Source organism: Acaryochloris marina S15, assembly GCF_018336915.1.
GTDB classification, from domain to species: domain Bacteria; phylum Cyanobacteriota; class Cyanobacteriia; order Thermosynechococcales; family Thermosynechococcaceae; genus Acaryochloris; species Acaryochloris marina_A.
Window position 1 is genome coordinate 3,559,938 of the sequence record NZ_CP064923.1, and the last position, 25,603, is coordinate 3,585,540.

Below are 25,603 nucleotides of genomic sequence, written 5' to 3' on the forward strand. Positions count from 1 at the left end.
AGTGCAGAAAATCAGATCATATAAACAAAATGGAATTGCCAAAAGTTTACAACAAACTAGAGGGCATACAAATCATAAATTACGAGTAAATCTGACATTTGCACTTCCCCAATTCCGATGCACTGGAGTCGATTTAGCCATTTATACTTTGGATGCTCAGTTAAGAATCGAGGGGTTACTCTCAGTGGAGGGGCATTGAGCCATTGTTGCTTAAGGAAATTTTGATATCCCTTTTGTCCTAATTCAAAAACCCCTGAATATCTTGTTTGAATCAGGGCTCCATCAACCGTTTGAAGTGTGGCATAAGCCCCTACAATACCGATTCCATCATGACGAATAGTCATATGGTCTCCCCCTTGTGGACCAAAAATGGCATTTAACTTTGGACCATTCACCTGTCCTGCCTTGATGGACCAGTTGACCTTCAAGCCCTCCGGAGTTTCTCCAATAATTTCAGGAGGCTCTTGTAACTGAACTTGCACAGTAGCAAGATAATTTAAATTACATGGGAATCGATGAAACTGCGATGACTTACTGGTTGGAGTTTTTGATGTGGATTGAGGAGTAGTTAATGACGATGGCAAATCATTGATAACAAAGGAGGAAGGAAATTGCTGCGTGTTGCAAACATTGGGTACTTGCCGTCCTGCACAAGATAGGGTTACCAAATACTCTACTTTTTGGGGTTCCAATAATGACAGGAAATGAACTGAGAAGTATTGCTTTGCAGCGACATAATCAGAGTGGCGAAGTACACCAGCAGTGGATTGAACCAGTCTATTTTTATTTGAACGATAATAGACGGTAACCTTATTTGCCGGATGTAGTGGATAAACCCCAACTGTAATAGAGATGCCTTGCCTAGTTGCTATAAAGCTCTCAGATGCTGGAGCATCCTCCGTTCCATACCAAAGCTTTAACCCATCCTGGCAAACTTCCATGAGAACCTATCATCCCTCTAAAGAGACAGAGCTTTCTAATTCATCTAGAAAAATACGGACTTGACTAAGGTCAGGCGTACCCAAGCTTTCCGTAAACCGATTATAAATTTCGGAGGTACATTCCCGAGCTGCGTTCACGCTACCCTGGGAAAGCCAAAAACGACCTAGGCCAAGAACAGCTCTAAGTTCCAACATGATCGAATTTTGTTTACGGGCAAGGGATGTGGCTTTTTTAAAGCAGTCTTTCACGATGCTGACATCAGAAGCCTTGAGTATGGGTTGAGTTTGACTGAATTGTTGCCATAAAAACTCAGCTTTCAAACGATATAACTCAGGCTCCATATGATGCTCATTCCGAGTTGTCGCCTCTTGAATTCCTGCTTCTAATGCTTGAAAGGCTTCCTCAAAACGCTCAGACAACCAATAAACCTCCGCCAACATCCCCATAACTTGTGGAAAAATAACTGAAGTTCCAGTGTTCTTAAATAACTCCAACCCTTCGATCATTTCCTGCAGACCATCTTGAGTTTTCCCTTGCCAAGCAATTGACCATCCATGAAAGAGCATCGCCACAGGAATCCACAATAGAAACCCTTCTGTGCGGGAGATATCCAGTAATTCTGCTGATTTTTCTTCAACTAAGGGCAAGTTACGAGTCAGATGATACTGATGCAAGCTAGCACCTAAGGCATAAGCTTTATTGGGAAGGTGGTTCAGGTTTTGGGCAAGTTCCATAGCAGTTTCTACCTGTTTGGGCAACTCATCTGGATAGCCCAACATCCAAAGGCTGCCTGCCAGAAACATGTGTATACATACTGCGGAAGAAAGCTGGGTTTCAAATACTAAATGTTGCTCTGCTTCAAACTCAAATCTGGTTAACCCTTCATTAGCGACCTCTCTGGCATCAACATATTCACCCCGATAAAACTGGGTATAGCCCACTGCATGGCAAGCCATCTCATGCATGATCGGTTGATCAGCGAGTTGAGCTCTCTGCCATACTTCTCCTCCAGCCTCAAGGGCTTCATCCATTTGGCCACGGAGAAAGTAATTCGTCCACAGTCCCCATAAAGCCTTAGATTGACTTTGCTGGTCTTCAGTTTTTAGGCTGAGTACCTTTGCGCGAAGACAGGTTTGTTCAACTTCTACAGACGCCCAACCTTTAATCGCCATAAAGGCGGGAGCAAGGCAAAGCTGTATCTTCAGTTCCAATCCATCTCGTTCGTTGTTATCAGAAAGACCGTCAAGTAATTCAAGCCCTCGTATCAGATGTGCGATCGCTTCCGAATTCGCGGCTTGCTCTAAATCTCGTTGTCCAGCCTGTAACCAATATTGGATGGCAATATGCAGAAGCCCCGCTTCCGTGAAGTGATAGGCCAACAGCTCTGGGCGAATTGTTCCTTGATCATCCCTGCGTCGCTCCAGGGTATAGGCAATGCGCTGATGGTAAGCTTGCCGACGTATTTTCACTAAAGATTGGTAAGCCGCATCCTGGATCAGTGCATGTTTAAATTGATACTTAGCAAAAGGGGGAGACCCTTCTTGATAGAGGAGTCCCGATTCAACCAGTTGATTCAGACCATTGCGTAGAGTGGCTTGATTCCACTGAGACACCTCTTCTAACAATTCATAGTCAAATTCACGTCCTAAGGTCGAGCCGAGTTGAGCCACTTCCTTCACAACAGACAGACGATCCAGGCGCTCAATCAAAGAGTCATGCAACGTTGTCGGAATTGCCAGCGCGACATTGTCATCACTAGAACGGTTTAAGGCAGGGCTTTCATTAACATCTGCTTCTAGAACCGTTTTCGTCAATTCCTCCACAAATAGGGGAATGCCATCTGTTTTCTGCACAATTTGTTGGACAAGGGACTGGGGCAGGGATTTCTCCTGAGCCGTTTGCTCAACCATCACCTGAATTTCTTCCCGTCCTAGGCTATCGAGCTTCAAAGAGTGAAGGTGAGGATAAGTATGCCAAGACGACGTAAATTCAGGACGACAGGTTAATAAAATGAGTAAGCGATGATCTCGAATATGATCCAAAAAATAAGTAATGGCATCGAGGGTCGAAGCATCCATCCAATGGAGATCTTCAATCACCAGTAAGACAGGCTGTTGCTTCGCTAACGCCAAACAAACTGCTGTCATTGCCTCAATTGTTTGTTGTTTTTGCCGCTCAGGGGTCAAGTTTAACGGCGGATACTGTTCTTCAAAGGGAACGGCCAGTAAACTTGCAAATAAAGGGGCATATTCTCCTTGAGGCAAGGAACATTGCCCCATGAATTGTTCAATTTTTTCTAATTTCTCAGCAGATGTATCATCCTGAGAAAAGTTAAATGTAGCTTGCTTTAAAAATTCAGTAATGGGGTAGAAGGCACTATTACGATAGTACGGTGAACCTTGAATCTCAGTGAGCCATACGTCTTGGTTTTGAGCAACATTTTTTTTGATCTCCCAAACTAACCTAGACTTTCCCATCCCTGCTTCTCCTTGCAGCAGAACCGCACGGGTATGACCAGCAATAGATTCTTGCCACCGTTCAGACAACAGTGCTGTTTCAGCAACTCGATTAACAAAAGGAGTTAACCCCGACTTTTCAGCAACAGCAAACCTGCTTTTGGCTTTACTTTCCTTAAGAACCTGAAAAATCACGATGGGATCTGAAATCCCTTTCAGTTTTTGTTGTTCCAATTGCTGGCATTCAAAAAACCCTTTCACTAGACGTTGGGTTGCAGCACTAATGATGACTGTATTGGGTTGGGCCAGGGACTGTAAGCGAGCCGCTATGTTGGGTGTTGCCCCCACAATGGCCATGGGATCAGGTGCATTCTTCACCCCCATTTCGCCAATCACAACCAATCCAGTGTGAATTCCAATACGGACCGAAAGACGCTCTCCCCACTTTTTCATGATTTTGGGATTGAGTCTTTGCAGGGATTCTAATATCCGTAGACCACTGCTAACGGCTCTCCTGGCATCATCTTCATGGGCCCGAGGGTAGCCAAAATAGATTAGGACCCCATCGCCTAAGTACCGGGCGATGTATCCTTCAGCATTCGAAATTGCCTTAGCACAGAGTTCCTGATAGGCCAAAAAAACATCCCGGAGATCTTCAGGATCAAGTCTTTCTGCTAAAGGCGACGACTCTACCAAATCGCAAAACATCACGGTTAATTGCCGTCGTTCTGTTTCCCGACTCCACCCATCCTCAGATGGAGTATTTATATTTGTTTTCAGCTTGTGAGTATGATTTTTATGTAAGGAAATTTGATGAGCTTCTAGAGTCTGAGCGACCAGTACTTCTTGATTGCGATCAACTGCAATTTTTAGAACATCGATAATCTCATATTTTATGTCTTCTAAATATTGCTCATCAATGCCAAATTGTCGCTTAATCGCTCTGTAAGAAACTTGACCTCGACGATGCAAAATCTCAATTATTTGTTCTAGAATCTCTTCAAAACTCATTTCAAGTCGCGGCTCTCTTGCTGAGAGAAAGTATTTAAGCTCAAAAAGTTACAATATTTCTCCAAATTTGAGGTCAGTGTCTAGTCAAAGAGATTGAGATTTTAGCCGTAGTTAGATCGCCCTATAATCCCAGCATAACGCACCCACGACACAAAGAGCATAGAAGCTATGCAGGGAGGACAATAGAGTGAGATTTAGGCAAAGACGATTGCAGGGGGTTTCTCAATAACCGATACCTTGCTTAAAGGTCTTAAGGTTCTTAATATTAGACAGTCTATTAACTTAGATGAATTAGCTGGTATTCATGCCGTAGAAACCACATGCTGGGTCACTATATTCTAATATCATCAACCTCTTGCGAATACCCAGATCAATATAACCATTTGTAACAGCTGACCTTTGATATTCATCTCTTCAACCCTTTCTATCAAACCTAGAATAGAAAGACTTCAAAGTGTAGCCCTAGTGCCGTAACTCTCTTCACCAAAAAACAGGGTAACTTTCGGGCTGAAGACGAGCGGTCACAGTAGAAAGCTGAAATCAACATTCTCTGAAGAAGCGCTTGGACTATATTGAGGTTCTCTGGGAGATTGATAGCAATCCCCTTAAGATATAGAGAGTTTCAGAATCAGGTAGAGTACTTCTGGTCCTAATCGTCTAACAAAATCCTTCTACAGGCTCATAGAGAGGATATCTAGTCTATAAGATAGATTTTGCCCCCTTATCAAGGAACAACAAAAGTTCAACCCACCGTTTAATCATTCAAAGGAAACTGACAGAGTAATTATGGCCAGAAATGGGATTGGTATCAATACAGCCCAAGATCGCTCAGAACGGATTGTTGGCCAAATTCATGTTTATGACGGAGCTGGCAAAGGCAAATCACAAGCAGCATTAGGCGTTGTACTGCGTTCAATTGGCTTAGGTATTGCGTCTGCATTTCCGACCCGTGTTCTGCTACTACGGTTTTTAAAAGGTCCTGGCCGCCCCTATGCCGAAGATGCTGCCATTGAAGCTCTGCAGCGTGCCTTTCCCCACTTAATTGATCAGGTGCGAACGGGAAGAGCTGAGTTCTTTGGGGCGGACGATATCACCAAGTTTGACCGCCAAGAAGCCCAACGAGGATGGGACATTGCCAAAGGTGCAATCGCATCAGGGCTCTACTCCGTTGTTGTTCTGGATGAACTCAACCCAGTCTTGGATTTGGGCCTCTTAGACATAAATGACGTGGTCCAATCTCTGCGCAAAAAGCCGGACCATTTGGAGGTTATCTCCACCGGTAGAGGGACGCCCCAAGGCCTGCTCAATATTGCCGATCTCCACTCCGAGATGAAGCCCCATTCCCATGAAGGCACCCGCCAAGGGATTGAAGGGATTGAAATTTATACCGGCTCAGGTAAAGGTAAATCCACCAGTGCTCTAGGCAAGGCCCTTCAGGCGATTGGGCGTGGCATTAGCCAGGATCAATCTCATCGTGTCCTGATTATGCAGTGGCTCAAAGGTGGCCTCGGATATACGGAAGATGCTGCCATTTCCGCCATGCAGCAAAGTTATCCCAATCTAGTGGATCATCAGCGTTGTGGCCGAGATGCCATTGTTTGGCGAGGTCAACAACAAGAGATTGATTATGTAGAAGCAGAGCGGGGTTGGGAAATTGCCCGAGCTGCGATCGCATCGGGTCTCTACAAAACCATCATCTTAGATGAACTCAATCCCACGGTTGATTTGGAACTTCTGCCAGAAGAACCAATCATGCAGGCTTTTTTACGCAAACCTCGTGATACAGAAATCATCATCACAGGGCGCTGTCAGAACCCTCCTGCCTATTTTGAATTGGCGAGTACCCATTCAGAGATGGTTTGTCATAAACACTATGCAGAAAAAGGAGTTGATCTCAAACGCGGTGTAGACTTTTAACGAATCTGTTGCAGTTTGCTCATAGATGCCCAGACCCTACGTTTGACATTTATGATGGGGGCAGATTCTTATTCCTAAACTGAAGAATTGACTGCTGCAATCTGCAAAGAAATCCCAACCTTTTATCCATGAGTCTGCCGTTATCCGCAATGAACTTAGAGAAGCACAACCAACGGATGCAGTTGTTAGCAGATGTTACCTACAAGATTAGGCAATCCCTGGATCTACATGAAATTCTGCAAACCACCGTCACTGAAGTGCGGCAACTGCTAGATGCGGATCGGGTTGTCATGTTTCAGATCCATCCCGATGGGGCGGGAACCGTGGTGCAAGAAGCAGTATTACCGGGTTGGTCGAAATCGATTAACCAAAATATTGTGGATACCTGTTTTGGCACGAACTTTATTGAGTCTTATCGTAATGGCCGCGTTTCCGTCATCAACAATATAGAAGAAGCCCCCATTACCCCTTGCCATGCTGATCTACTGCGGCAATTTGAAGTTAAGGCCAATCTTGTTATCCCGATCATTAGCCAAGGGCAGCTTTGGGGGCTACTGATTGCCCATCAATGCTCGGCCCCTCGAGTCTGGCAAGACTTTGAAGTGGACTTGCTTAAGCAACTAGCGGATCAAGCGGGCATCGCTCTAGCCCAAGCCAAACTGTTGGCCGATCTGAACCAAGCTCATCAACAGCTCAGGTTTCATGTGGAAAATTCTCCCCTTGCTGTGATTGAGTGGGATCATGCCTGTCGGATTCAACGGTGGTCGGCCCAGGCAGAACGCATTTTTGGTTGGTCGGCAGAAGAGGTCACGGGGCGGGGGCCTGATCACTGGTTTATTCATACGGACGATCTCCATCTTTTTCGAGAGCATGTTTTAAACCTGACAGGACATCCCTTCCCGAACTACTCGAATCCAGACATGGAACGGCTGACCCGAAATTATACAAAAACAGGCGACCTGATTGATTGTGAGTGGTACAGCTCCGCTCTGTTTGATGGAGAGGGAAACTTGGTGTCTATCCTGTCCATGGCCCAAGACGTCAGTGCTCGCCAGCAAGCAGAAGTGGCATTACAACAACTCAATCGGGAGTTGGAAATGCGAGTTGAGCAACGAACAGCAGCCTTGCAAGAAAGTGAACAGCGATTCCGGTCTTTGTTTGAAGCTGCACCCGATTTTATCTATGTTTTGGATACGCAAGGGGTAATTCAACATGTCAACCCCGTAGTGATTGAGCGCTCAGGTTACCGGAGATCCGAGCTAGAAGGTCACCCCTTTGTCAATTTGTTTGCCCCTAAATCCCAGGTTCTTTGCCAGCAGCAATTTTCAGATTTACTAGTCTTAGGGAGTCACCGCCAAGAACTGGAGTTCATGGGCAAAAACGGAGCCATTCTGACGGTAGATTGCTCATTTAAGGTTGTTAAAGATCCACTGGGACAAAAGTCTATTTTGGTAGTACAGCGCGATATTAGCGATCGCAAAGCGCTAGAGCGCATTAAAGACGAATTTATTTCTGTAGTCAGTCACGAATTACGCACGCCTCTAACTTCAATCCACGGATCGATCAAACTACTGGCCACAGGTCAATTGGGTGATTTATCAGATGATGGTCAGCAAATGCTCGATATTGCGGATCAAAATACCGATCGCCTCGTCCGCCTAGTCAGTGATGTGTTGGACCTGCAGCGGATCGAATCAGGGCAAGCCAAGATTTATAAGCAGCTTTGCGATGCAGCGGATTTAATGACCCATGCTACTGACGCAATGCGCAGTATGGCGTACCACCATAATGTCACCTTAAAAAGCACACCCCTCCTAACCATGGTTTGGGCCAATCCAGATTACATGGTGCAAACTCTAACTAATTTACTCAGCAATGCCATTAAGTTTTCCCAGCCCGGTGGAACGGTTGAGTTAGCAGCTGAGCTGCGAATTGAAGAGCGTCGAGCCAAAGGGAGTCCCTCTCCGCCAGAGGGGCAGGACACCCACTTTCCCATCACTATTAAACACACCGAACTGTGGTTTCAAGTAATTGACCAGGGCCAAGGCATTCCTGCTGATAAACTGGAAAGCGTTTTTGAGCGCTTCCAGCAAGTAGATGCTTCAGATGCTCGAGAAAAAGGCGGTACCGGTCTTGGTTTAGCAATCTGCCGCAAAATTGTCGAGCAACATGGTGGCAAAATCTGGGCCGAAAGTGTTTTGGGCCAAGGAAGCTGCTTTTTTGTTGCCTTGCCGATGTCTTGCTGGTTAGTAGAAAAAGCTGAGGTCAGTTAATCGTTGGTCTTCATCCCCCATACTTAGTCCTAATCTATGGCAGAAAAACGCATCCTGATTATTGATGATGAGCAAGCAATTCAAGCTGTAGCCAGCCTCAGTTTAAAGATGGAAGCTGGCTGGAAGGTCATCACCGCCAATTCAGGGGCTGAAGGTATCGCCATTGCCGTCAAGGAGCAACCCGATACTATTTTGCTGGATGTGATGATGCCGATATTGGATGGCATAGAAACCTTCAAACAGCTACAACAAAGTTCTTTAACCCGTAATATCCCGGTTATTTTATTAACGGCTAAAGCTCAAGCAGCGGAACAGCAGCAATTTAAGAGTTTAGGGGTTGCTGGGGTGATTACGAAGCCCTTTAATTCGCTGACCCTAGCTAGCCAAATTGCTAAGGTATTGGGGTGGTCTATTTAGCTCGCTGATTGGCCAAAGGCAGAGTGCTAACCAGAGGAATGAGATTGATATGCAAGCCTTTCCTGGGCTAAATCTCGAATTAAAGGCAATCTAGCGCTGATATAGGCGTTTAAGTCACTAGCATCGACCATTTTTAGGAACTCTTCCCGACGAAGCTGTCGAGACAACCAGTTCACCAAAGCATCATTGTCTAGGGTCAATAAAATATTGGTTTGTGTCTCTTCAATTAATGACCAAAATTTACGGATTGCTTCAGGAGACATGAACCCGGCCTTTAAGATTCTCTTTATATTCATCAGGTTACATGAGAAATTTTGAGGTGAGAGGGATCTGGCGGAAGAAAACATAAAAGTTACATTATGCTCATGAAATAAATTGACTTTCATGTGCAAGCGTAGAGAAATATAAATACTGCTTTTATAGATAAAACTCTGAAAACCCTGCTAAGTATAGGTTTTTTCAATACTTAACCTAATCTTCATTGCGAGTTATTAACAGTAAAATCTCTATCATGAGCGCTATGCAATTTAACAATTCAGGTCGTCCAGATGTTGTACAGGTGAGCCAAATCCCTGCGGTTCGATTGAGGCTATTTTATTAAGAAGCTGTAGGGGTGAATTCCCATGATTGCTTGGAGAGGGGAGCAATGCAGGGCAAGACTGTGCTGCTAGTTTAATCAACTGAATTAACTTTAAATTACGGCTTTCATGGCAGCTTGCACCTCATTCCGCAATTTTTTAGAGATGCGGAAAAGTTCTCGGCCTGTGGTCAGATAACTATCGTCATAGCAGTAAGTAAACCGTTCCAGATCATCAATACCATCTTCAATATGATTGAGACAGTAGTATAAATGAGCAGCAACGCTGGCAATGTTGCCGGGATTTGGAAAGGACTGGAAGACCCTTTGGGCAGATTCAAGGCGTTTGCGACAATCTGACAAGTAATCCTGAAAATCTGCCATTAGATCATCGTCATAGGGATCGGCAGATAAGCACTGAATCTCATCGGCGAGAGGGTTAAGAATGTTGGCTAGATGTCGATTGACAGGAGTGTACACCTGCTTCAGCCATTGCTGGAGGTGAATCTCTGTCGTGCGGGCCGTTTGGGTGGGTTGTCGGTAGGATTGACTACGAGGAGTTCCAGCCTGGTTATTTCCCCATGAGTCTGCGGATGTAGCAGTATTGCGATGATTGTCATAGGCCAACCGCCGATGCGGATCTTTTAAGACTTCATATGCCTCATTGACCTGGGCAATACGCTCATGGTTCGCCATTTGATGATGGCTATCGGGATGAAATAACTTGGCCAAACGTCGATAAGCCGATTTGATCTCAGCTGGCGTTGCGGCTGGATCGACTTCTAGGGTTTGGTAGTGATTATGGCCGGACATGAGGTCATTGTACTGAAGCTCAACGAGGTTGAGAATGGCAACAGCATGGACTTTATGTTCCCTTAATCTCGCTGAGTCAAGATCATTTTGAAGTGAGAGGGAGGGGCTAAGGTCACCCCCCTACGCACGGGTTTTAAGGGTTGAGATTGCTCAAGCCGGAATTGATATCGAGTCAGAAGTGTCGAGAGCACAAGTTTCATCTCGAACAGAGCAAAGGTCATCCCCAGACAACGGCGATTACTGCCACCAAAAGGCAGATATTCGTAGGGGGAAAATTGACGGTCTAGGAATCGCTCTGGCTGAAAGGCTTGAGGATTGGGATAGAGTTCAGGACGTCGATGGGTGAGATAAATACAGGGGGCTACAGTGGTTCCAACTGGGAGGTTATACCCCATTAAGGGCAATGACATTTTCGTTGTTCGAGGAGAGGTGATCGGGGCAATCGGGTAAATCCTAAGGGTTTCAGAGCACACTGCATTCAGGTAGGGTAAGCGTTGAATGCCTTTGGCATCATTGAGGTCAGCGGTGGCTAACTCAGCGATCAGTTTTTCCCTCACTTCTGGGAGGAAATGAATCCAATATAGTGCCCAGGTCAACGCTGAAGCAGTAGTCTCATGCCCTGCTAACAGCAAGGTAACTAACTCATCTCGCAGTTCTATATCGGTCATGGGATTGCCAGCTTCATCCGTGGCGGCCAGCATTAAGGAGAGAATATCTGCCCCCATTTCAGATTGGTGACGATGCTCGTCCATCTGTTGATACAGGAGGTGATCGAGTTGCGATCGCACCTGCAGAAACCGACCCCAAGGACTCCAAGCGCCCCAGTCCTTCTGTAATCCCCGTAGAAACAGCAAACTCGCACCGGCTGGTGATCCAGTTAAGTCCAAGAAGTTGGGTAATAGCGCCTGCAAAGCTTGGTATCGTTCAGAGTTCGATACTCCAAACACCGTTTTGAGGATGACGTTGAGAGAAATGGCCTGCATGGCCTCCCGCACATCAAAGGGGTGGTTGATTTGCCAAGGTGAAGCTATTTCTTCAGTAATCTGAGTGATGGATGAGCCATAGGCTCGCATCCGTTCCCCATGAAACGGGGGCATTAAGAGCTGTCGCTGGCGTTGGTGGGATTCGCCATCCAAGAGGATGACAGATGCATTACCGAGCAAGGGCAACAATATAGAATTATTGCGGCCCGCATCCATCTTGTTTGGCTCTGCAGTGAGAATCTCTTCAATGCCGTGGGGATTGCTACAAAAAACAATTTGGCCCAATTGCCCCAGCTGCAATGTAAATAAATCGCCATACCGTTGTGTACAAGCTTCCATGAACTCTAGGGGGCGTCCGATCCATTGCAATATTTGCCACAATCCTGAAGAGGAGGGACCTTTGGGTAAATTTTGAGTGGAGCGTTGAGTGACAATCGTTGGCATAAATCTTTTCCTAACAAGCTTAGGGAGACAGTGCTGCAGGGAGGTGCACTCAACGGCAGTTTAACGCACCTGCGGGTCTGCACGATTACCGGTTCAGTTAATAACGCATAGAATCAAGACGTCTACCGCTACACTAGATCCCAATAGGTTGCAGGTCAGCCCTATAGGAAGGGTTAAGCGAGTGCCAATATAATGCCGCCTTCAGCCTTGCCGAAAGATGATGAGTAGCCCACAGTTGGGACTGTGAGACACATAGTGGCCAGGTATCCCTCTCCCAAAAATCATCTCACTCAGAGGATGCTGTTCGCTCTAGCTTCAGCAGGCTTTGGTTTAGTTCTGCTCCTTTGGTTTGTACCCCAGTGGCAGGTCAACCAACTTCCAACCTTAGATCGGGCTCGGCTGCAACAATTACCCCTAACGGACCAGCTTCAATTGCAGCTTGAAGAAACATATCATCGAGCACAAGCTGAAAGAGAGCAGCGTAACACCCTGATCCTCATAGCTTTAGGACTATGGGGAGGGATGGCGATCTATTTTTCCTGGCAAAATTACCATAGTCAACGTCGACAGCAAGATACCAGTGAGTTCCGAAAAGCAGTGGAATTGTTGGCGGCAAAAGACAAAATAGAAGTACGATTGGGCGGGATATATCTCCTAGAGCAAATCGCCAGTGATTCTCCTGGACAACAAGCGATTGTATTGGAAGTCCTAACGGCTTATATCCGGGAACATAGCACCAAAGTAGGGGATACCCGCCATTTAGGCTCAAATGAAGTCAATACCTTGCGAGTTCCCACGGATATTCAAGCAGCCTTGACCGTGATAGCACGGTGTCATTCTCAGTTCGAAACAAGTCACCTAGATTTTCAAGATGCTTATCTGATTCAAGCCAACCTGATTCAAGCCAACTTTCAGGGCGCTAACTTCCAAGGTACGTACTTGATTGGTACCAATCTCCGGGAGGCGGACCTGCGAAAAGCCAATCTTCGCAATGCGGATCTATTGAGTGCCAATCTAAGTGGAGCAGATCTGACCCAGGCCAATCTCAGTAGCGCTAATTTGTTAGGTACCAATCTAAATAGCGCTAATTTCCAGAATGCTGATTTGACCGGGGCCAATCTGCGAGGTGCTTATCTTGGCAATGCGAATCTCTTGGAAGCGAACCTGAATAGTGCAGATTTAATTGGGGTTTATCTCAGTGATGCCAATCTCAGTCAAGCTAAATTGATTGGTGCCAATCTTCGCACTGCTAAGCTGATCGGGACTCAACTCACGAACACAGATTTGAGTGAAGCCAATTTCACAGGGGCTGATTTGAGTGATGCCAGTCTGGTAGGGGCAGATTTTACAGATGCCAATCTCAGGGAGGTCTCGTTCCAACGAACTCAATTTCGAGAGGCTGATTTGAGTGGCGCTGATCTACGGGGGGCTATTTTCCTAGAGGTCGAGCAGTTGGTGGAGTGCAAGCTTTGCCGGACTAAATTACCTGAGCATCTGGATCTAGATGCCAATCGAGATTGTGCTTCCCTCAAAATCGCAGATCAGTCCGTTGCGTCACAATAAAGGGGTAAGTTCTTATCTATTGCCAATTAGGAATTTCCCATGCCAAATTTCTTGAACAACCTTTTGGGACGCCATCCTGAGCGAGTCAAGGCCAATACCGAAATCTATACCTGGCAAACTTGTCCATTTTGTATTCGAGCCAAACTATTGTTGTCTTGGAAAGGGGTGCAATACACCGAGTACAAGATTGATGGAGATGAAGCCGCACGAGCCAAAATGGCTGAACGGGCGAATGACCGCCGATCAGTGCCTCAAATCTTTATCAATAATCAGCATATTGGCGGCTGTGATGACCTTTATCAAATGGATACAAGGGGCCAGTTAGACGACTTATTATCTCAACCGGCTGCGGGTTAGAACCGTTACCGATAGTAAATGCCCAGAACAATTAAGCTCTGGGCATTGAAGGCGTCTACTTTAAGGTAAGCCGTTACTTCCTACTGTATTGAGGAGATTTAGGGTAGGTCACAATTTTCTTGGCCAATCCCATTTGCTTGAGGGCACAGATGGCCCACCAGGTGAAATCAATTTCCCACCAACGGTAACCAGATTTTGCTACATGGGGATAGGAGTGATGGTTGTTATGCCAGCCTTCGCCATAGGTCAACAGAGAAACCCACCACAGGTTTTGAGCGCCATCATCTGATTCAAAGGTGCGATATCCCCACATGTGAGAGGCAGAATTCACCAGCCATGTGGAATGCCAAAGAATGACAGCCCGGACGAAGATACCATAGACCACGAAAGACCACCCACCCAGGGCATAGAGCACAGCAGTCAAAGGAATCTGGAGCATCAGGAAATTCCGATCTAACCAGCGATAATAGGGCTGACGGGCTAGATCTGGTGCATTTTTTTGATAGTGGTTGGCATCAAAATACTCTGGGCGAGGGTAGAAAATCCAGAGAATATGGCTCCACCAAAATCCTCGCTGGGCAGAGTAGGGATCATCATTGACATGCTCGGTATGGGCATGGTGTTGGCGGTGACCGCTGACCCAAAAGATAGGACCGCCCTGAATGGCGAGGGAACCAAGGGTTGCGATCGCATATTCCAATACCTTGGGCACCCGGAAACTTCGATGACTGAGGAGGCGGTGATACCCCAAGCAAATCCCGATTCCCCCTAGCAGCCAATGCAGGAATAGGGCGACACCTATTGCTGACCACGAGAAATAATAGGGTGCTAAGCCGATGGCTAAGAGGTGAAACGCACCAAAAAAGCCAACATTGACCCAGCTTAGGGCGGGTCTGACCACGGGGGCAGTGACGACAGGGTTGGTAGTCATAACAGTCCTATTAAAAAGATGAACAACGCTAGCCCATATCTGCAGAGGTGGGCCTCGCTTTTTGTCGAAATACTGGTTAAAGTAATAATGCAAGTGATACTTGCATGCTGTCATGCTAACACCCATCCTTAAGTCTTGCAAGTGCTACTTGCATTTTGTCTATGCCTTCTCAACCTTCAACTCGTCAACGTTTGATTCAGTCAGCTCTTCAGCTATTTATCACTCAAGGGATTAGTGGGACAACCACTCGCCAAATTGCCGAAGCAGCAGAAGTTAACGAAGTAACGCTGTTTCGTCATTTCGGCAGTAAACATGGTCTCTTATTAGGAGTCTTAGAAGAGTCAACAGCCTTTCAGAGCCTGGGGCAGGCTCTGAACAGTCACAACCAGTCTTCTGAATCTACAGAACAAGCTTTTCAGGAATATGCAAGTTACTGCTTGCATGCATTAGAGCAAGTGCCCGATTTAATTCGGTCTCTGGTGGGAGAAGCCAACCAATATCCAGCGGACAATCGGCTGGCCTTAGGGAAGCGGATGACGGAAGTCACCCAATATATGGCTCAGTATCTGGAGTCTTTTATGGCTCAACGGCAGCTCACGCCCCAATTCTCGACAGAAAAATTGGCCAGCTTATTGGAATGCTTGCTTTTGGGGTATGCCGTTATTGAGTTCACCAGTGAGTATCATCAACTTTGGAATCACCAAGACGACTTTTTAGAGCATGCGGTGCAGATGATCTTGTTTGGCAGCATTGCAAGTGGCACTGTCGTTAGCCCTTCTCCGCAAACGACTACAGTCGTAGCTGATTTACCTGCGGAAACCGTTCATCTTATTCTCCGACAAGCCAAGAAACAGAGTACCCAAGATCATGCTCTGGCCTATGTTTTATTTGGGGCAGGTTTATCATCATCCGAAGTGATCGACCTATTGAGATCGCAACAGATCAGCAATAACCAACAGCATCTGCTGCAAATCCAGGCTAGCCGCCAGGTGGCCGTCAATCAGTGGGTCATGGGGAAACGTCTTGGCTCCTATACCTCCAATCCCCTGACCAAATGGCTAAAATTTCGCAAAGATGATGAACCTACAATGTTTGTGGATGATCAGCAACAACCTCTGACGCTGACAACGCTGGCCGATCGGTGGAAAAGCTGGACGGAAGGGATGACTACCTTAGCAGGTCACCCTCCCCATCTGGAACAGGCCCAACACACCTGGTGCATCGATATGCTGATGCGGGGAGTGACCCTCGATATTTTGAGCTTATTGACGGGGTGGACGTTAGAACAGCTCCACCCCTATGACCAACGAGCCAAAGAAAAAGCGGCTTTAGAACAAGCAACGCGTCTGGATCAGAAACCATCCAGCAAAGATTGAGCTGGGCAGCTACAGACTCTCTGAAGGGGCATCAGTAATGACAAAGTGCCGCGTGCGGTCGATGGACAGCCACCCCTCCTGCCGTAGATTGCCTAAAAGGCGAGTAATGGTGACCCGTGTGGTGCCGAGTAAGTTGGCGAGCTGTTGATGGGTCAAGCGCACCTCTAAACGCACACCATTCGGCGTAACCTGTCCGACTTCCTGTTTCAGCATCAATAATAGCTGCCGTAAGCGATCGTATACTCGTCGTTGGCTAACCATCGCTAAAATTGCCTCGGTTTGCTGCAATCGCCGACTCAATTGTTGAAGAACGCCCTGGGCTAATAATGGCGAACTTTCTAACTCCACCTGATTTAAACGCATCAATACCGCATCAGTCAAAGCCACTGCTTCGTAGGGCTCAAGCTGAGTTAACGGCAAGCCGAAGGGCATCGCTGGGTAAACAAATCCCAAAATGGCCTCATCACCAGAAGGGAACAAAGTGCCCAGCTGGACGATACCCCGACAGACAATCCACAGATCCTGAGCCCCCATGGGAATAGACCGTCCACTTTTGAAATCATATGTATGTCTTCCCTGATAAGCTTCTTCAAAAACTTGACGCCAGTCGGTAGGAGCTGGCGCTACGGATACCTGGGTTCGCAGCATCTATTAGAGGTGAATGGGGTGTAGTGATCTGTCTACAGACTAAGAGATAGTGCTAAAGCGAAGGTAAATATAGGGTTGTGAACAGATTAAGCTCTCACAACTAAAAATTCTTTCTATAAAGACGCGACCGACGTCTTCATCTGTAACGAGGCCGGATCGACGGTGGCTAATTGGCCATGATTTAAAGTCCAACATCGATCAGCAATACTGATAAGCTCTGCAGGATCATGGGTGACAATCAACAAACTCCACTGCTGTTTGAGTTTCCCCAAGAGGGTCACCAACTGTTGCCGCATGGACCAGTCTAAACCCGCTGTGGGCTCATCTAAGAGCAGCAGATGGGGTTGACGAATTAACTGGACTGCTAGAGCCAAACGCCGCTGTTGTCCACCACTCAAAGATTGAGGAGAAGTAAAGAGGGATAAATCTCCTAACCCTACTTCTGATAAGGCTTGATGCACCTGTTCTGATCCCAATTCGGGATGACCAATGCGTAGTTCTTCCAAAATGGTGCCCCCGCAAAAATGCCGCTCTGGGAATTGAAAGACTAAGCCTGCGAGTTGCTGCAGATTATTGGGTTTGAGTTCTTGCTGACGCCAATAGAGGTCACCTGATGTCGGCGCTGCTAAGCCAGCTACTATTTCTAGTAGGGTACTTTTTCCCGAGCCGCTCGGACCAATCACCAGCCCTAGCTGTTGAGGGGGGAGTTCCAGAGTGACTGCCTTGAGAATTGCAGTTGAAGTTGCTGCTGGATGATAAAGGAGCTGTTTTAATCGAAGCATTCTTTTAGCGTAATGCAATCAACTACAATCAGGAGCAGGTTTGAGGGTTGCACCGTTCCCCTTTATATCAGCATGCCCAATCAAGAGGACGTTACTTGCTGATACTAGGGGGCAAAGAGGAGGCTCTTGTTAATCTTCTTGCTCTGGCTCGTTATGTTGTTTTCAGTCTATGAACATTCAGTTTCGTGAATTTAATTCTTTTGATTTATGGCTTTGGTTAGAATTTGAAACCGTGTTGTCGGAACAAGAGAAACAATACTTGGAAGAAGTCTTTGATTCCTGGTTTTTTCTGGGGAAGCTAGGGGGATTTAATGCCGAGAATTTGCAGGTACAAGATGCTGGCTATGAACTGAGCTATCTCCATTATGAAGTAGAAGCCAAAGATAACAATCTCATGGCCCTAATGCATAATATGGGGGAGATTGAGTACGAAGGCTGTTGGGCCCGGTGCTGGTTTGATTTGGGTACTAGCGATGCGATCGCACTTGATGTTCTGCTCAATGCTCTGGTTAACTTTAATAAAGAATTTATCGAAATTCACCAGCTGTTGATCGGAGGTGAAAACGAAGATTGGCCCCTGCCAGAACATCGGGATCGGTTCTACCAAGAGCCTTAAACTCAACATTTAGCCGCTGGCACTAGCGAAACATACTGCTAACAGAACTGTCTTCATGCACCCGCCAGATAGTCTCACCTAGCAGACTAGCCACCGATAGCACCCGCAACTGGGGAAAATGGCGTTCAGGGGGAATGGGGGTCGTATTGGTGACGATCACCTCTTCAAACAATCCTGTTACCGATAAACGCTCAATGGCTGGGGGAGAGAAAATAGCGTGGGTGGCACAAGCATATACCTGGCGAGCCCCTTCTTTACGAAGGAGTCGGGCCGCAGCAGAGATAGTGCCGGCCGTGTCGATCATGTCATCCACTAAAACAGCCGTTTTCCCTTGGACATCACCGACCACATTCATCACTTCGGCGACATTATGGGCCTGACGGCGTTTATCAATAATGGCTAATGGGGCATCGTCTAGCTTCTTGGCAAAGGCACGGGCTCTGGCCACGCCCCCCACATCAGGGGAAACCACCACTAGGTCGGGTAACTCCTTCCGAGCCAAGTAATCCAAAAGCACGGGAGACCCATAAACATGATCTACCGGGATATCGAAATAGCCTTGAATTTGAGCGGAGTGTAGGTCCATCGCCAGGATGCGACTGGCTCCTGCTTGGGTAATTAAGTTGGCGACTAGCTTGGCCGTAATGGATTCTCGACCGGCTGTCTTACGATCAGCCCTTGAATATCCGTAGTAAGGCAGCACTGCCGTAATTTGCCTGGCAGATGCCCGGCGACAGGCATCGATAATAATCAGCAACTCCATCAAATTGTCATTGACAGGATGGCAGGAGGGCTGAATCAGATAGACATCGCAACCGCGAATCGATTCTTGAATTTGGACGTAAAGTTCGCCATCTGCAAAGCGCTTTCGAACCATGGGGCCCAAATCAACGCCTAGGTAGCGGGCCACTTCTTGGGCCAGCGAAACATTGGCAGAACCGGAGAAGATTTTCAACCGATTATTCTCGGCAACCAAAGGCAGAGGAGGTTGCAGAGTTAGAGTTGCAGGACGGATCACTACGAGTCCCCAAAACACATTCTAGGCAATCTTAACATCCCAAATTGCCCTTAACGCAGTTGAGAATTGTGAGTTTTAATTAAATTCCTCTGAGGGATCCTAATATACCTAAAATACTAGGTGAAAAAAACTTAAGAACGACCTGGACGACGTTTTTGTAAGAAGTCAGGGATGTCAAGATTGCCCCCTCGACTTGGAGGTCGCTGAGTCACCGTTTTGGGAGCAGCTTTCTGCTGTTGTTCAGGCTTGGCAGAGATCTTAGCTTTTGGTTTTGCCTCTGATTTACGAGGCGAGTCACCTGCTTCGCTCGAAAAGCCTGTAGCGATCACGGTCATCCTGATCTCACCTTGGAGAGAATCATCAATCACAGCACCGAAAATGATATTGGCACTGGCATCTACCACTTCGTAGATAGTTTCAGCCGCGGTATTTACCTCATGCAGCGATAAATCATTCCCGCCCGTAATGTTAAAGACAACCCCTTTTGCTCCTCGGATCGAAGCATCGAGTAGTGGAGAATCGATGGCTGCGATGGCTGCTTCCTTCGCCCGAGATTTACCAGACCCTACCCCAATTCCCATCATGGCCGAACCCGCATCTGCCATGATGGCTTTGACGTCTGCGAAGTCCACATTCACCAAACCTGGAACATTGATGATATCGGAAATGCCCTGTACACCTTGCCGGAGAACATCGTCTGCGGTATGAAAGGCTTCTTGTACTGGCGTTTGCTCAGCAATCACTGACAGAATCTTATCGTTGGGAATCATAATCAGCGTATCAACCCGAGTTTGCAACGCAGAAATTCCTTCCTCGGCTTGATGGCTACGGCGGCGTCCTTCAAAGGTGAAAGGGCGAGTGACAACCCCTACTGTGAGCGCTCCCATCTCTTTGGCAATTTCAGCAATAATCGGGGCAGCACCTGTTCCAGTGCCCCCTCCCATTCCGCAAGTAATAAAGACTAAATCAGACCCTGCTAGTGCCGTAGCAATATCATCACGAGACTCTTCTGCTGCTTTTTGACCAATGGCGGGGTTGCCGCCTGCCCCCAGACCACGGGTTAACTTTTGGCCGACCTGCAGGCGCTTCGCCGCAGACGACAGGGTTAAGGACTGGGCATCCGTATTAATAGACCAAAATTCTACGCCAGAGACATTGCTAGCGATCATGCGATTGACTGCATTTCCCCCACCACCGCCGACACCAATCACCTTAATGGTGGCTGCACCATGTCGAACAATGCTGTCATCTTCCATACTCACATCCTTACGAGGTGAAGAGGGGGGAGCGCTGTCCTCAAAGTCAAAAATATTTTCTAAACTCTCCTGAGATCCTGAGTCAGAACTTTCCCCCGTTCCCCCTAATTGATCCACTGGACCTCCATTAAGGCGGTCATCATTTTCATTTGTGAATAGGGAATCGGTAAAGGTTTGATCTGCAGGCGTCATTTTGACTAGTTATGAACAGCAAAAAATGGATGGGCGATCTTCGTTACTCAACTATAGGACAAGTTCCTCCAAAAACCAATTGAGCGATATTGGCTGTAAACCTCTTGATTCTGACGGGTAAAAACCCGTTTCACTGCATTTTTGAAAAACAGAAGTTTTTCTTAAGGTTAAGGACTGGGTTGTGATTGTTTCCGTAATTCTAGAACGGGACTTTCAGGATTCTGTACATCAATATAAACAATCTGCTTTGGATCGACTGATTTTGGTAAGGTTCGCATTTCATCTAAGGCCTGAAGTTGCCGATCAAAATTGTCACTAAATGGACCAATATGAATCTGGCCCAATTTAGTTTGCAACATCAGTTTATTAGGGTTTTCCCAATTGAGATGTTTAATCTGAACAGGGCTAGTCTCCATCGAGGCATATATCTGCTGCCATTGACGTTGTCTTTGATAATCAATCGAAACGAGTTGCGTCGCAGAATCGGCAGGCGTATTTTTCGAGGTATCCTCTTTGGCTTCAGGTTGTAAATAGCCTTTCAAGGTGAGTTTGGGAAGTTGATGGGCTTTTTCCAGCTTGGGATAACTATCGGCAGGTAAAACGACCCCCCGCTGATCTAATAACCAAACATTGGCAGGGCCAAGGGTGATGGAATCAGTTTGACCGGGCTTCAGGACTAAGGTACATCCTTTACATTCCGTCATGGCCACAGGGGGGAGTTCCCGAACGACCACGCTGACTCTAGGGGGAAAAAGCTTTCGAGTCACAATCACATGACTGACATGAGCATTGTTTTTCAGCTGAGAGATCAAGGTTTGCGGCTGAAAGCGAATCAGGGAAGTGGGGAATTCCAGCACCATCAAGTGTTCAAGGGTTTGGCTATCGATTTCTTCATTCCCCTTAAGGGTGACTTGATTTGATTGTTGAATTTGCCATTCGGGCTGACAGACCGCCCATCCTAATCCAATTGTCATGCCTAAGATGACCAATGTCCGCCAAGCTCGTCGCCGAAATTTTTGTTTGCGCTGGCGAATGAGTTGCTGTTGTCGATCTCTAATATTGACGATTGGAGATTCTGGTGTTGAATCAGTCATGTTGCTCAAAGACTAGATTGGCTGGACTCTTTAAAGAAATAGATTATCTTCAGCATCATTGGGTGAGAAACGAATGCTCAGGGCATCTACTCAATTAAAAGCTGCCTGATTCCTGCTGGCAAGAGCATAGCGGTTATGGCAAGCATTCACTAGGTTCTCCTCCTTCGCTAAGCTGGAAACCCGTCTCACTTCGGGTTAGATATCTGTTTGATGCGGTGGAAGTACTGCTTCAAGCGGGCAAGATACAGACATAGACCTCGTGTTATTGGGTTCACTTTATGGTGTTCATTCGTATTCCTAAGCCTTGGCAGGTAGAGTCGCAGCCGATCACTTCAGAGACTGCTTATTGGCATCGGCGACGGTTTCTGAAAAATATGATTGGCTTTGGCATCGGTGCAACCGTTTTTCCTAGCATTAGCTGTTCTCAGTCAGATAGCGAGATTGAGCCAGAACTCCAGGCAACGTTACCTCAAGGCCAGCTGCCGAATGTCAAACGGTCTCCGATCTATACTGGACAGGGACTGACAGTGACTCCAGAGGCTAAAACGAGCCGCTATAACAATTTCTATGAATTTGGCGGTACGAAAGATATTTGGCAAGCCGCTCAAGCCTTACCTACAGATCCTTGGAAAGTGGAGGTAACGGGATTGGTGAACCGGCCTCAAACCTATGATTTAGATGACTTGATCCAGAAATTTCCGTTAGAAGAACGCATCTACCGATTTCGATGTGTTGAAGCCTGGGCCATGGTGGTGCCGTGGTTGGGATTCCCGATGCGATCGCTAATTCAAGACGTCGATCCTAAGTCCAATGCCAAGTTTGTCCGCTTTACGTCTTACTACGATCCCCAGGTAACCCCTGGCCCTGGGGGGTTTACGGATTCAAGCGGATTGCCCTGGCCTTACACCGAAAGCTTGCGCATTGATGAAATGGCCCATGACTTAGCCTTTTTTGCGGTGGGGATTTATGGCCACCTGCTACCAAAACAGCATGGAGCACCGATCCGCATGGTTACCCCTTGGAAATATGGATTCAAGGGAGCGAAATCCATTGTCAAAATTGAGTTTATGAACTTTCAGCCCCCCACCTTCTGGAATGCGTTGGCTCCCGATGAATATGGGTTTGAAGCCAATGTCAACCCAAATATTCCTCATCCTCGCTGGTCCCAAGCAGAGGAGCGCTTGATTGGTACCGGGGTGCATCCAGCCGTATGGGAGCGGCAGCCTACTTTGATCTATAACGGCTATCCAGAAGTGGTCCCATTATACGGAGGGGTCTTGAACTAGTTCCTTCAACATCTGGCGTAAAGACTGCCGCCAGTGGGGAGCAGGTTTGCCAAGAATGGGGGTGATTTTGCTATTACTCAAGACGGAATAGGCTGGCCTTGGGGCAGGTAATGGATATTCAGATGTGGTGATGGGGATGACCCGTTCGATCTGGAGGGGGAAGCCCAGGCTCTGGGCTTCGGCAAAGATAGCGACGGCGAAATCATACCAACTGGCAACCCCTCGATTGGTGAAATGGTAGGTGCCATAGATTTCTGCTTGAGTGGCTGAATCTGAGCTGGACCAGTGATGTATTAAGGATGCGATCGCATCTCCAATATCCTTAGCCCAAGTGGGCGATCCAATTTGGTCATCCACAACCCGAACGTCTGATCGCTCCTTGCCGAGTCGCAACATCGTTTTCACAAAATTACCTTTACCTTGGGTACCGTAAACCCAGGCCGTTCTTAGAATAATATGCTGATTCCAGATATGGCGAATGCCCTCTTCTCCTTGCCATTTTGAATGACCATAGACACTTTGAGGATGGGGAGAATCGGATTCAGTGTAAGGATGACCTTGAGTCCCATCAAACACATAGTCTGTCGAAATATGGACGAGTAACGCTCCTAATGTCTTGGCAATTTCGGCTAGGACTGTAGGGGATTTTTGATTTACTGTATGAGCCAATTCAGCCTCTGATTCAGCCCGGTCAACCGCCGTATAAGCTGCGGCATTAACGATAATGTCTGGCTGAACGGGTAGGATCACTTCGTGTAATTGTTCAGGGATAGCCAGGTTGACCGTCTCTTTTCCCACAGCAATCAGTTCAACCATCGTTGGCAAAGCTTTTTGTAATTCTTGGCCTAATTGTCCTTGTGCACCAAGCAGGAGAATGCGGGACTTTGCCATGAGGAATTCCTATCGTGCACTAACACGGATCCTATCTTGTTCAAAGAACAGATATCTACTAGCTGCTTCAAAGAAGAAGGTACAGATCCAAATCACGACTTGATATTTCTCACCGCAGTAGTATGTGAGTGAAAGGTACTGGAGCTGATGTTAATTCAGGCCGTTCATCTCCATATGCAGCGCAAGAAAAATTGCTGCCCAGGGTAGTCTAGGACTACCATTGCCGACCCAATTATGACTACGGTTGCTTATCTGATAAATCAATACCCCAAGGTCAGTCATAGCTTTATTCGCCGTGAAATTTTGGCCTTAGAAGCCCAGGGGATTAATATTCGACGTTATTCCATTCGTTCATGTCCTGATCAGCTCGTCGACCCAGATGATATAGCAGAGCTAGATAAAACTCAAGTTCTGCTATCCGTTGGCGTCTTGGGGCTTGTTTTGGCATTTATTTGGGTCATGTTTAGCCGCCCCAGAGCCTTTGTCAAGGCTCTGGGGTTAACCCTTAAGATCGGTTGGAATTCTGATCGGGGCTTGTGGCGGCACTTTATCTATTTAGCAGAAGCGAGTGTTTTCCTATTTTGGCTGGGCGTTGCAGGGGTTGATCATGTCCATGCCCATTTCGGCACGAACCCTGCTGCCGTTGCCATGTTGTGTCATGCGTTGGGTGGGCCTTCCTATAGCTTTACGGTGCATGGGCCCGACGAATTTGATAAACCCCAGATTCTCCACTTAGCGACCAAGGTTGCCCATGCTAATTTTGTGGTGGCAGTTAGCTCCTTTGGCCAAAGCCAACTCTATCGTTGGAGTAACCCTCAACATTGGTCCAAAATACACATCGTTCGCTGTGGATTAGATCAAATATTTTTGCATCAACCCCCTACCGCGTTGCCAGAAACGCCGCATATTGTTTGTATTGGCCGTCTTTGTCCTGCAAAGGGACAACTTTTGCTGGTTGAGGCTGTTTCCCAGTTGATCCAAGAAGGAGTCGAAATTAAGTTAACTTTGGTCGGAGATGGTGAATCCCGTACTGCCATAGAATCTGCCATTGCAGCAGCACATTTGGAAGAGGTGATCACTATCACAGGATGGGTGAGTAGTATCCATATTCGGAACTATTTACTAGGGGCCAAAGTTAAAGTTTTACCGAGCTTTGCAGAAGGTTTACCCGTAGTTTTAATGGAGGCTTTAGCCCTTAGACGCCCCGTAATTTCCACTTATATTGCTGGCATCCCTGAATTAGTAAAACCTAATAATGGCTGGTTGATTCCAGCAGGTTCGGTTTCAGCTTTGAAGGATGCTATCCGAGTCAGTTTAACTACCAGCACGGTCAAACTCCAAGAAATGGGGGAAGTTGGAGCTGAACAGGTAAATGCGGATCACAATATAGAAACTGAGGTGGTGAAACTCTCTCAATTATTTGCAGCGCATCGGCCTTAGAAAGCCTTAGATTCTAAAATGCTTAGAGGTATTTACCCAGCTCTGGTTGGGCTGCTGAGGTTCGGCGTTTGTCGTCGAGCGCAACCACTGAATGAAATGCACTACCCCAACAGCAGTGACCGCTCCCAATGCCAAGCCAACCACCAGCAGAATCCCAAAAAATTTCTGCATCGTCCGTTGGTTGTCCGCTACGGCTCGGCGGCTATCTTCTGACAGTTCAGCTAAATCTCGTTCTAGATCAGTGTTGCTTCGGCGTTGAGTTGAACGTAAAGACTCAAATTCGTCTGGCGGTTGGAAAGGCTGATGACTCATCACCTAGC

At 46.9% G+C, this 25,603-nt stretch carries 21 protein-coding genes and 1 pseudogene; 9 read left to right on the forward strand and 13 right to left on the reverse strand.

What is annotated here, in order from left to right:
• Window positions 1-56: 56 nt before the first annotated feature.
• Together I1H34_RS16495 and I1H34_RS16500 are read right to left on the reverse strand one after the other, a co-directional pair.
• The gene (locus tag I1H34_RS16495) at window positions 57-941 is read right to left on the reverse strand and encodes a DUF3237 domain-containing protein (protein WP_212662113.1); all 885 of its coding nucleotides are present in this window, start codon (window positions 939-941) and stop codon (window positions 57-59) included.
• 9 nt (window positions 942-950) lie between these two features.
• The gene (locus I1H34_RS16500) at window positions 951-4,409 is read right to left on the reverse strand and encodes an adenylate/guanylate cyclase domain-containing protein (RefSeq protein WP_212662114.1); all 3,459 of its coding nucleotides are present in this window, start codon (window positions 4,407-4,409) and stop codon (window positions 951-953) included.
• 786 nt (window positions 4,410-5,195) lie between these two features.
• Here I1H34_RS16500 and I1H34_RS16505 point away from each other — a divergent pair.
• The 3 genes from I1H34_RS16505 to I1H34_RS16515 all read left to right on the forward strand — a co-directional run bounded on the left by I1H34_RS16505 (window position 5,196) and on the right by I1H34_RS16515 (window position 9,016).
• On the forward strand, window positions 5,196-6,326 hold the full coding sequence (locus tag I1H34_RS16505; protein ID WP_212662115.1) for a cob(I)yrinic acid a,c-diamide adenosyltransferase: 1,131 nt from the start codon (window positions 5,196-5,198) through the stop codon (window positions 6,324-6,326).
• Window positions 6,327-6,454: 128 nt separating this feature from the next.
• Window positions 6,455-8,599: a PAS domain S-box protein gene (locus I1H34_RS16510; RefSeq protein WP_212662116.1), complete on the forward strand. Its 2,145-nt coding sequence runs from the start codon at window positions 6,455-6,457 to the stop codon at window positions 8,597-8,599.
• Window positions 8,600-8,635: 36 nt separating this feature from the next.
• Complete coding sequence (locus I1H34_RS16515; RefSeq protein ID WP_212662117.1) at window positions 8,636-9,016, forward strand: response regulator; 381 nt, start codon at window positions 8,636-8,638, stop codon at window positions 9,014-9,016.
• A gap of 26 nt (window positions 9,017-9,042) precedes the next feature.
• Here the strand turns inward: I1H34_RS16515 and I1H34_RS16520 are convergent, their stop codons facing one another.
• The 3 genes from I1H34_RS16520 to I1H34_RS16530 form a co-directional block, all read right to left on the reverse strand.
• A complete protein-coding gene (locus tag I1H34_RS16520; protein WP_212662118.1) occupies window positions 9,043-9,279 on the reverse strand; it encodes a hypothetical protein in 237 nt (78 codons plus the stop codon).
• A 428-nt stretch (window positions 9,280-9,707) separates the two neighbouring features.
• A complete protein-coding gene (locus tag I1H34_RS16525; protein WP_212662119.1) occupies window positions 9,708-10,406 on the reverse strand; it encodes a J domain-containing protein in 699 nt (232 codons plus the stop codon).
• Between the two features lie 62 nt (window positions 10,407-10,468).
• Complete coding sequence (locus tag I1H34_RS16530; RefSeq protein WP_212662120.1) at window positions 10,469-11,833, reverse strand: cytochrome P450; 1,365 nt, start codon at window positions 11,831-11,833, stop codon at window positions 10,469-10,471.
• Window positions 11,834-12,130: 297 nt separating this feature from the next.
• Here I1H34_RS16530 and I1H34_RS16535 point away from each other — a divergent pair, with 297 nt between their 5' ends.
• Both I1H34_RS16535 and grxC read left to right on the forward strand, forming a co-directional pair.
• Window positions 12,131-13,396: a pentapeptide repeat-containing protein gene (locus tag I1H34_RS16535; protein ID WP_212662121.1), complete on the forward strand. Its 1,266-nt coding sequence runs from the start codon at window positions 12,131-12,133 to the stop codon at window positions 13,394-13,396.
• A 39-nt stretch (window positions 13,397-13,435) separates the two neighbouring features.
• A complete protein-coding gene (gene grxC / locus I1H34_RS16540) occupies window positions 13,436-13,753 on the forward strand; it encodes a glutaredoxin 3 (RefSeq protein WP_212662122.1) in 318 nt (105 codons plus the stop codon).
• A 73-nt stretch (window positions 13,754-13,826) separates the two neighbouring features.
• On the opposite strand, the gene I1H34_RS16545 is transcribed toward grxC, so the two are convergent.
• Window positions 13,827-14,684 (reverse strand): acyl-CoA desaturase, encoded by an 858-nt coding sequence (locus I1H34_RS16545; protein ID WP_212662123.1) that lies wholly within the window; start codon window positions 14,682-14,684, stop codon window positions 13,827-13,829.
• A 161-nt stretch (window positions 14,685-14,845) separates the two neighbouring features.
• Here I1H34_RS16545 and I1H34_RS16550 point away from each other — a divergent pair, with 161 nt between their 5' ends.
• Window positions 14,846-16,060 (forward strand): TetR/AcrR family transcriptional regulator, encoded by a 1,215-nt coding sequence (locus tag I1H34_RS16550; RefSeq protein ID WP_212662124.1) that lies wholly within the window; start codon window positions 14,846-14,848, stop codon window positions 16,058-16,060.
• Window positions 16,061-16,069: 9 nt separating this feature from the next.
• Here I1H34_RS16550 and I1H34_RS16555 read toward each other — a convergent pair whose 3' ends face one another.
• Window positions 16,070-16,708 (reverse strand): Crp/Fnr family transcriptional regulator, encoded by a 639-nt coding sequence (locus I1H34_RS16555; protein ID WP_212662125.1) that lies wholly within the window; start codon window positions 16,706-16,708, stop codon window positions 16,070-16,072.
• A gap of 113 nt (window positions 16,709-16,821) precedes the next feature.
• Window positions 16,822-17,490: an ABC transporter ATP-binding protein gene (locus I1H34_RS16560; protein ID WP_212662126.1), complete on the reverse strand. Its 669-nt coding sequence runs from the start codon at window positions 17,488-17,490 to the stop codon at window positions 16,822-16,824.
• Between the two features lie 169 nt (window positions 17,491-17,659).
• Between I1H34_RS16560 and I1H34_RS16565 the strand changes: the two genes are divergently transcribed.
• Window positions 17,660-18,106 carry a DUF3531 family protein gene (locus I1H34_RS16565; RefSeq protein ID WP_212662127.1) on the forward strand — a complete coding sequence of 149 codons (447 nt, stop codon included), beginning with the start codon at window positions 17,660-17,662 and terminating at the stop codon, window positions 18,104-18,106.
• A gap of 22 nt (window positions 18,107-18,128) precedes the next feature.
• On the opposite strand, the gene I1H34_RS16570 is transcribed toward I1H34_RS16565, so the two are convergent.
• The 3 genes and pseudogenes from I1H34_RS16570 to I1H34_RS16580 form a co-directional block, all read right to left on the reverse strand.
• Window positions 18,129-19,124 carry a ribose-phosphate pyrophosphokinase gene (locus I1H34_RS16570; protein WP_283250022.1) on the reverse strand — a complete coding sequence of 332 codons (996 nt, stop codon included), beginning with the start codon at window positions 19,122-19,124 and terminating at the stop codon, window positions 18,129-18,131.
• A gap of 301 nt (window positions 19,125-19,425) precedes the next feature.
• Window positions 19,426-20,347, reverse strand: a pseudogene (gene ftsZ, locus I1H34_RS16575) (cell division protein FtsZ); the annotation flags it as partial.
• Window positions 20,348-20,739: 392 nt separating this feature from the next.
• Window positions 20,740-21,666 carry a cell division protein FtsQ/DivIB gene (locus I1H34_RS16580; RefSeq protein ID WP_212662128.1) on the reverse strand — a complete coding sequence of 309 codons (927 nt, stop codon included), beginning with the start codon at window positions 21,664-21,666 and terminating at the stop codon, window positions 20,740-20,742.
• Window positions 21,667-21,944: 278 nt separating this feature from the next.
• On the opposite strand from I1H34_RS16580, the gene msrP reads away from it, so the two are divergent.
• Complete coding sequence (gene msrP, locus I1H34_RS16585; RefSeq protein ID WP_212662129.1) at window positions 21,945-22,952, forward strand: protein-methionine-sulfoxide reductase catalytic subunit MsrP; 1,008 nt, start codon at window positions 21,945-21,947, stop codon at window positions 22,950-22,952.
• On the opposite strand, the gene rfbD is transcribed toward msrP, so the two are convergent.
• Complete coding sequence (gene rfbD, locus I1H34_RS16590) at window positions 22,929-23,843, reverse strand: dTDP-4-dehydrorhamnose reductase (protein WP_212662130.1); 915 nt, start codon at window positions 23,841-23,843, stop codon at window positions 22,929-22,931. The two genes, msrP and rfbD, sit on opposite strands and share 24 nt — an antisense overlap.
• A gap of 234 nt (window positions 23,844-24,077) precedes the next feature.
• On the opposite strand from rfbD, the gene I1H34_RS16595 reads away from it, so the two are divergent.
• Window positions 24,078-25,283: a glycosyltransferase gene (locus tag I1H34_RS16595; protein WP_212662131.1), complete on the forward strand. Its 1,206-nt coding sequence runs from the start codon at window positions 24,078-24,080 to the stop codon at window positions 25,281-25,283.
• Between the two features lie 6 nt (window positions 25,284-25,289).
• Here I1H34_RS16595 and I1H34_RS16600 read toward each other — a convergent pair whose 3' ends face one another.
• Window positions 25,290-25,595 (reverse strand): hypothetical protein, encoded by a 306-nt coding sequence (locus I1H34_RS16600; protein WP_212662132.1) that lies wholly within the window; start codon window positions 25,593-25,595, stop codon window positions 25,290-25,292.
• Window positions 25,596-25,603 lie beyond the last annotated feature (8 nt).

What these genes read in the sequence shown, in the direction of transcription:
- rfbD (WP_212662130.1), bottom strand. Translation starts at nt 23,843, where the DNA reads ATGGCAAAGTCCCGCATTCTCCTGCTTGGTGCACAAGGACAATTAGGC.
- I1H34_RS16525 (WP_212662119.1), bottom strand. Translation starts at nt 10,406, where the DNA reads ATGTCCGGCCATAATCACTACCAAACCCTAGAAGTCGATCCAGCCGCA.
- I1H34_RS16505 (WP_212662115.1), top strand. Translation starts at nt 5,196, where the DNA reads ATGGCCAGAAATGGGATTGGTATCAATACAGCCCAAGATCGCTCAGAA.
- I1H34_RS16560 (WP_212662126.1), bottom strand. Translation starts at nt 17,490, where the DNA reads ATGCTTCGATTAAAACAGCTCCTTTATCATCCAGCAGCAACTTCAACT.
- I1H34_RS16520 (WP_212662118.1), bottom strand. Translation starts at nt 9,279, where the DNA reads ATGTCTCCTGAAGCAATCCGTAAATTTTGGTCATTAATTGAAGAGACA.
- I1H34_RS16495 (WP_212662113.1), bottom strand. Translation starts at nt 941, where the DNA reads ATGGAAGTTTGCCAGGATGGGTTAAAGCTTTGGTATGGAACGGAGGAT.
- I1H34_RS16565 (WP_212662127.1), top strand. Translation starts at nt 17,660, where the DNA reads ATGAACATTCAGTTTCGTGAATTTAATTCTTTTGATTTATGGCTTTGG.
- I1H34_RS16600 (WP_212662132.1), bottom strand. Translation starts at nt 25,595, where the DNA reads ATGAGTCATCAGCCTTTCCAACCGCCAGACGAATTTGAGTCTTTACGT.
- I1H34_RS16515 (WP_212662117.1), top strand. Translation starts at nt 8,636, where the DNA reads ATGGCAGAAAAACGCATCCTGATTATTGATGATGAGCAAGCAATTCAA.
- I1H34_RS16595 (WP_212662131.1), top strand. Translation starts at nt 24,078, where the DNA reads ATGACTACGGTTGCTTATCTGATAAATCAATACCCCAAGGTCAGTCAT.
- grxC (WP_212662122.1), top strand. Translation starts at nt 13,436, where the DNA reads ATGCCAAATTTCTTGAACAACCTTTTGGGACGCCATCCTGAGCGAGTC.
- I1H34_RS16535 (WP_212662121.1), top strand. Translation starts at nt 12,131, where the DNA reads ATGCTGTTCGCTCTAGCTTCAGCAGGCTTTGGTTTAGTTCTGCTCCTT.
- I1H34_RS16510 (WP_212662116.1), top strand. Translation starts at nt 6,455, where the DNA reads ATGAGTCTGCCGTTATCCGCAATGAACTTAGAGAAGCACAACCAACGG.
- I1H34_RS16580 (WP_212662128.1), bottom strand. Translation starts at nt 21,666, where the DNA reads ATGACTGATTCAACACCAGAATCTCCAATCGTCAATATTAGAGATCGA.
- I1H34_RS16555 (WP_212662125.1), bottom strand. Translation starts at nt 16,708, where the DNA reads ATGCTGCGAACCCAGGTATCCGTAGCGCCAGCTCCTACCGACTGGCGT.
- I1H34_RS16530 (WP_212662120.1), bottom strand. Translation starts at nt 11,833, where the DNA reads ATGCCAACGATTGTCACTCAACGCTCCACTCAAAATTTACCCAAAGGT.
- I1H34_RS16550 (WP_212662124.1), top strand. Translation starts at nt 14,846, where the DNA reads ATGCCTTCTCAACCTTCAACTCGTCAACGTTTGATTCAGTCAGCTCTT.
- I1H34_RS16500 (WP_212662114.1), bottom strand. Translation starts at nt 4,409, where the DNA reads ATGAGTTTTGAAGAGATTCTAGAACAAATAATTGAGATTTTGCATCGT.
- msrP (WP_212662129.1), top strand. Translation starts at nt 21,945, where the DNA reads ATGGTGTTCATTCGTATTCCTAAGCCTTGGCAGGTAGAGTCGCAGCCG.
- I1H34_RS16545 (WP_212662123.1), bottom strand. Translation starts at nt 14,684, where the DNA reads ATGACTACCAACCCTGTCGTCACTGCCCCCGTGGTCAGACCCGCCCTA.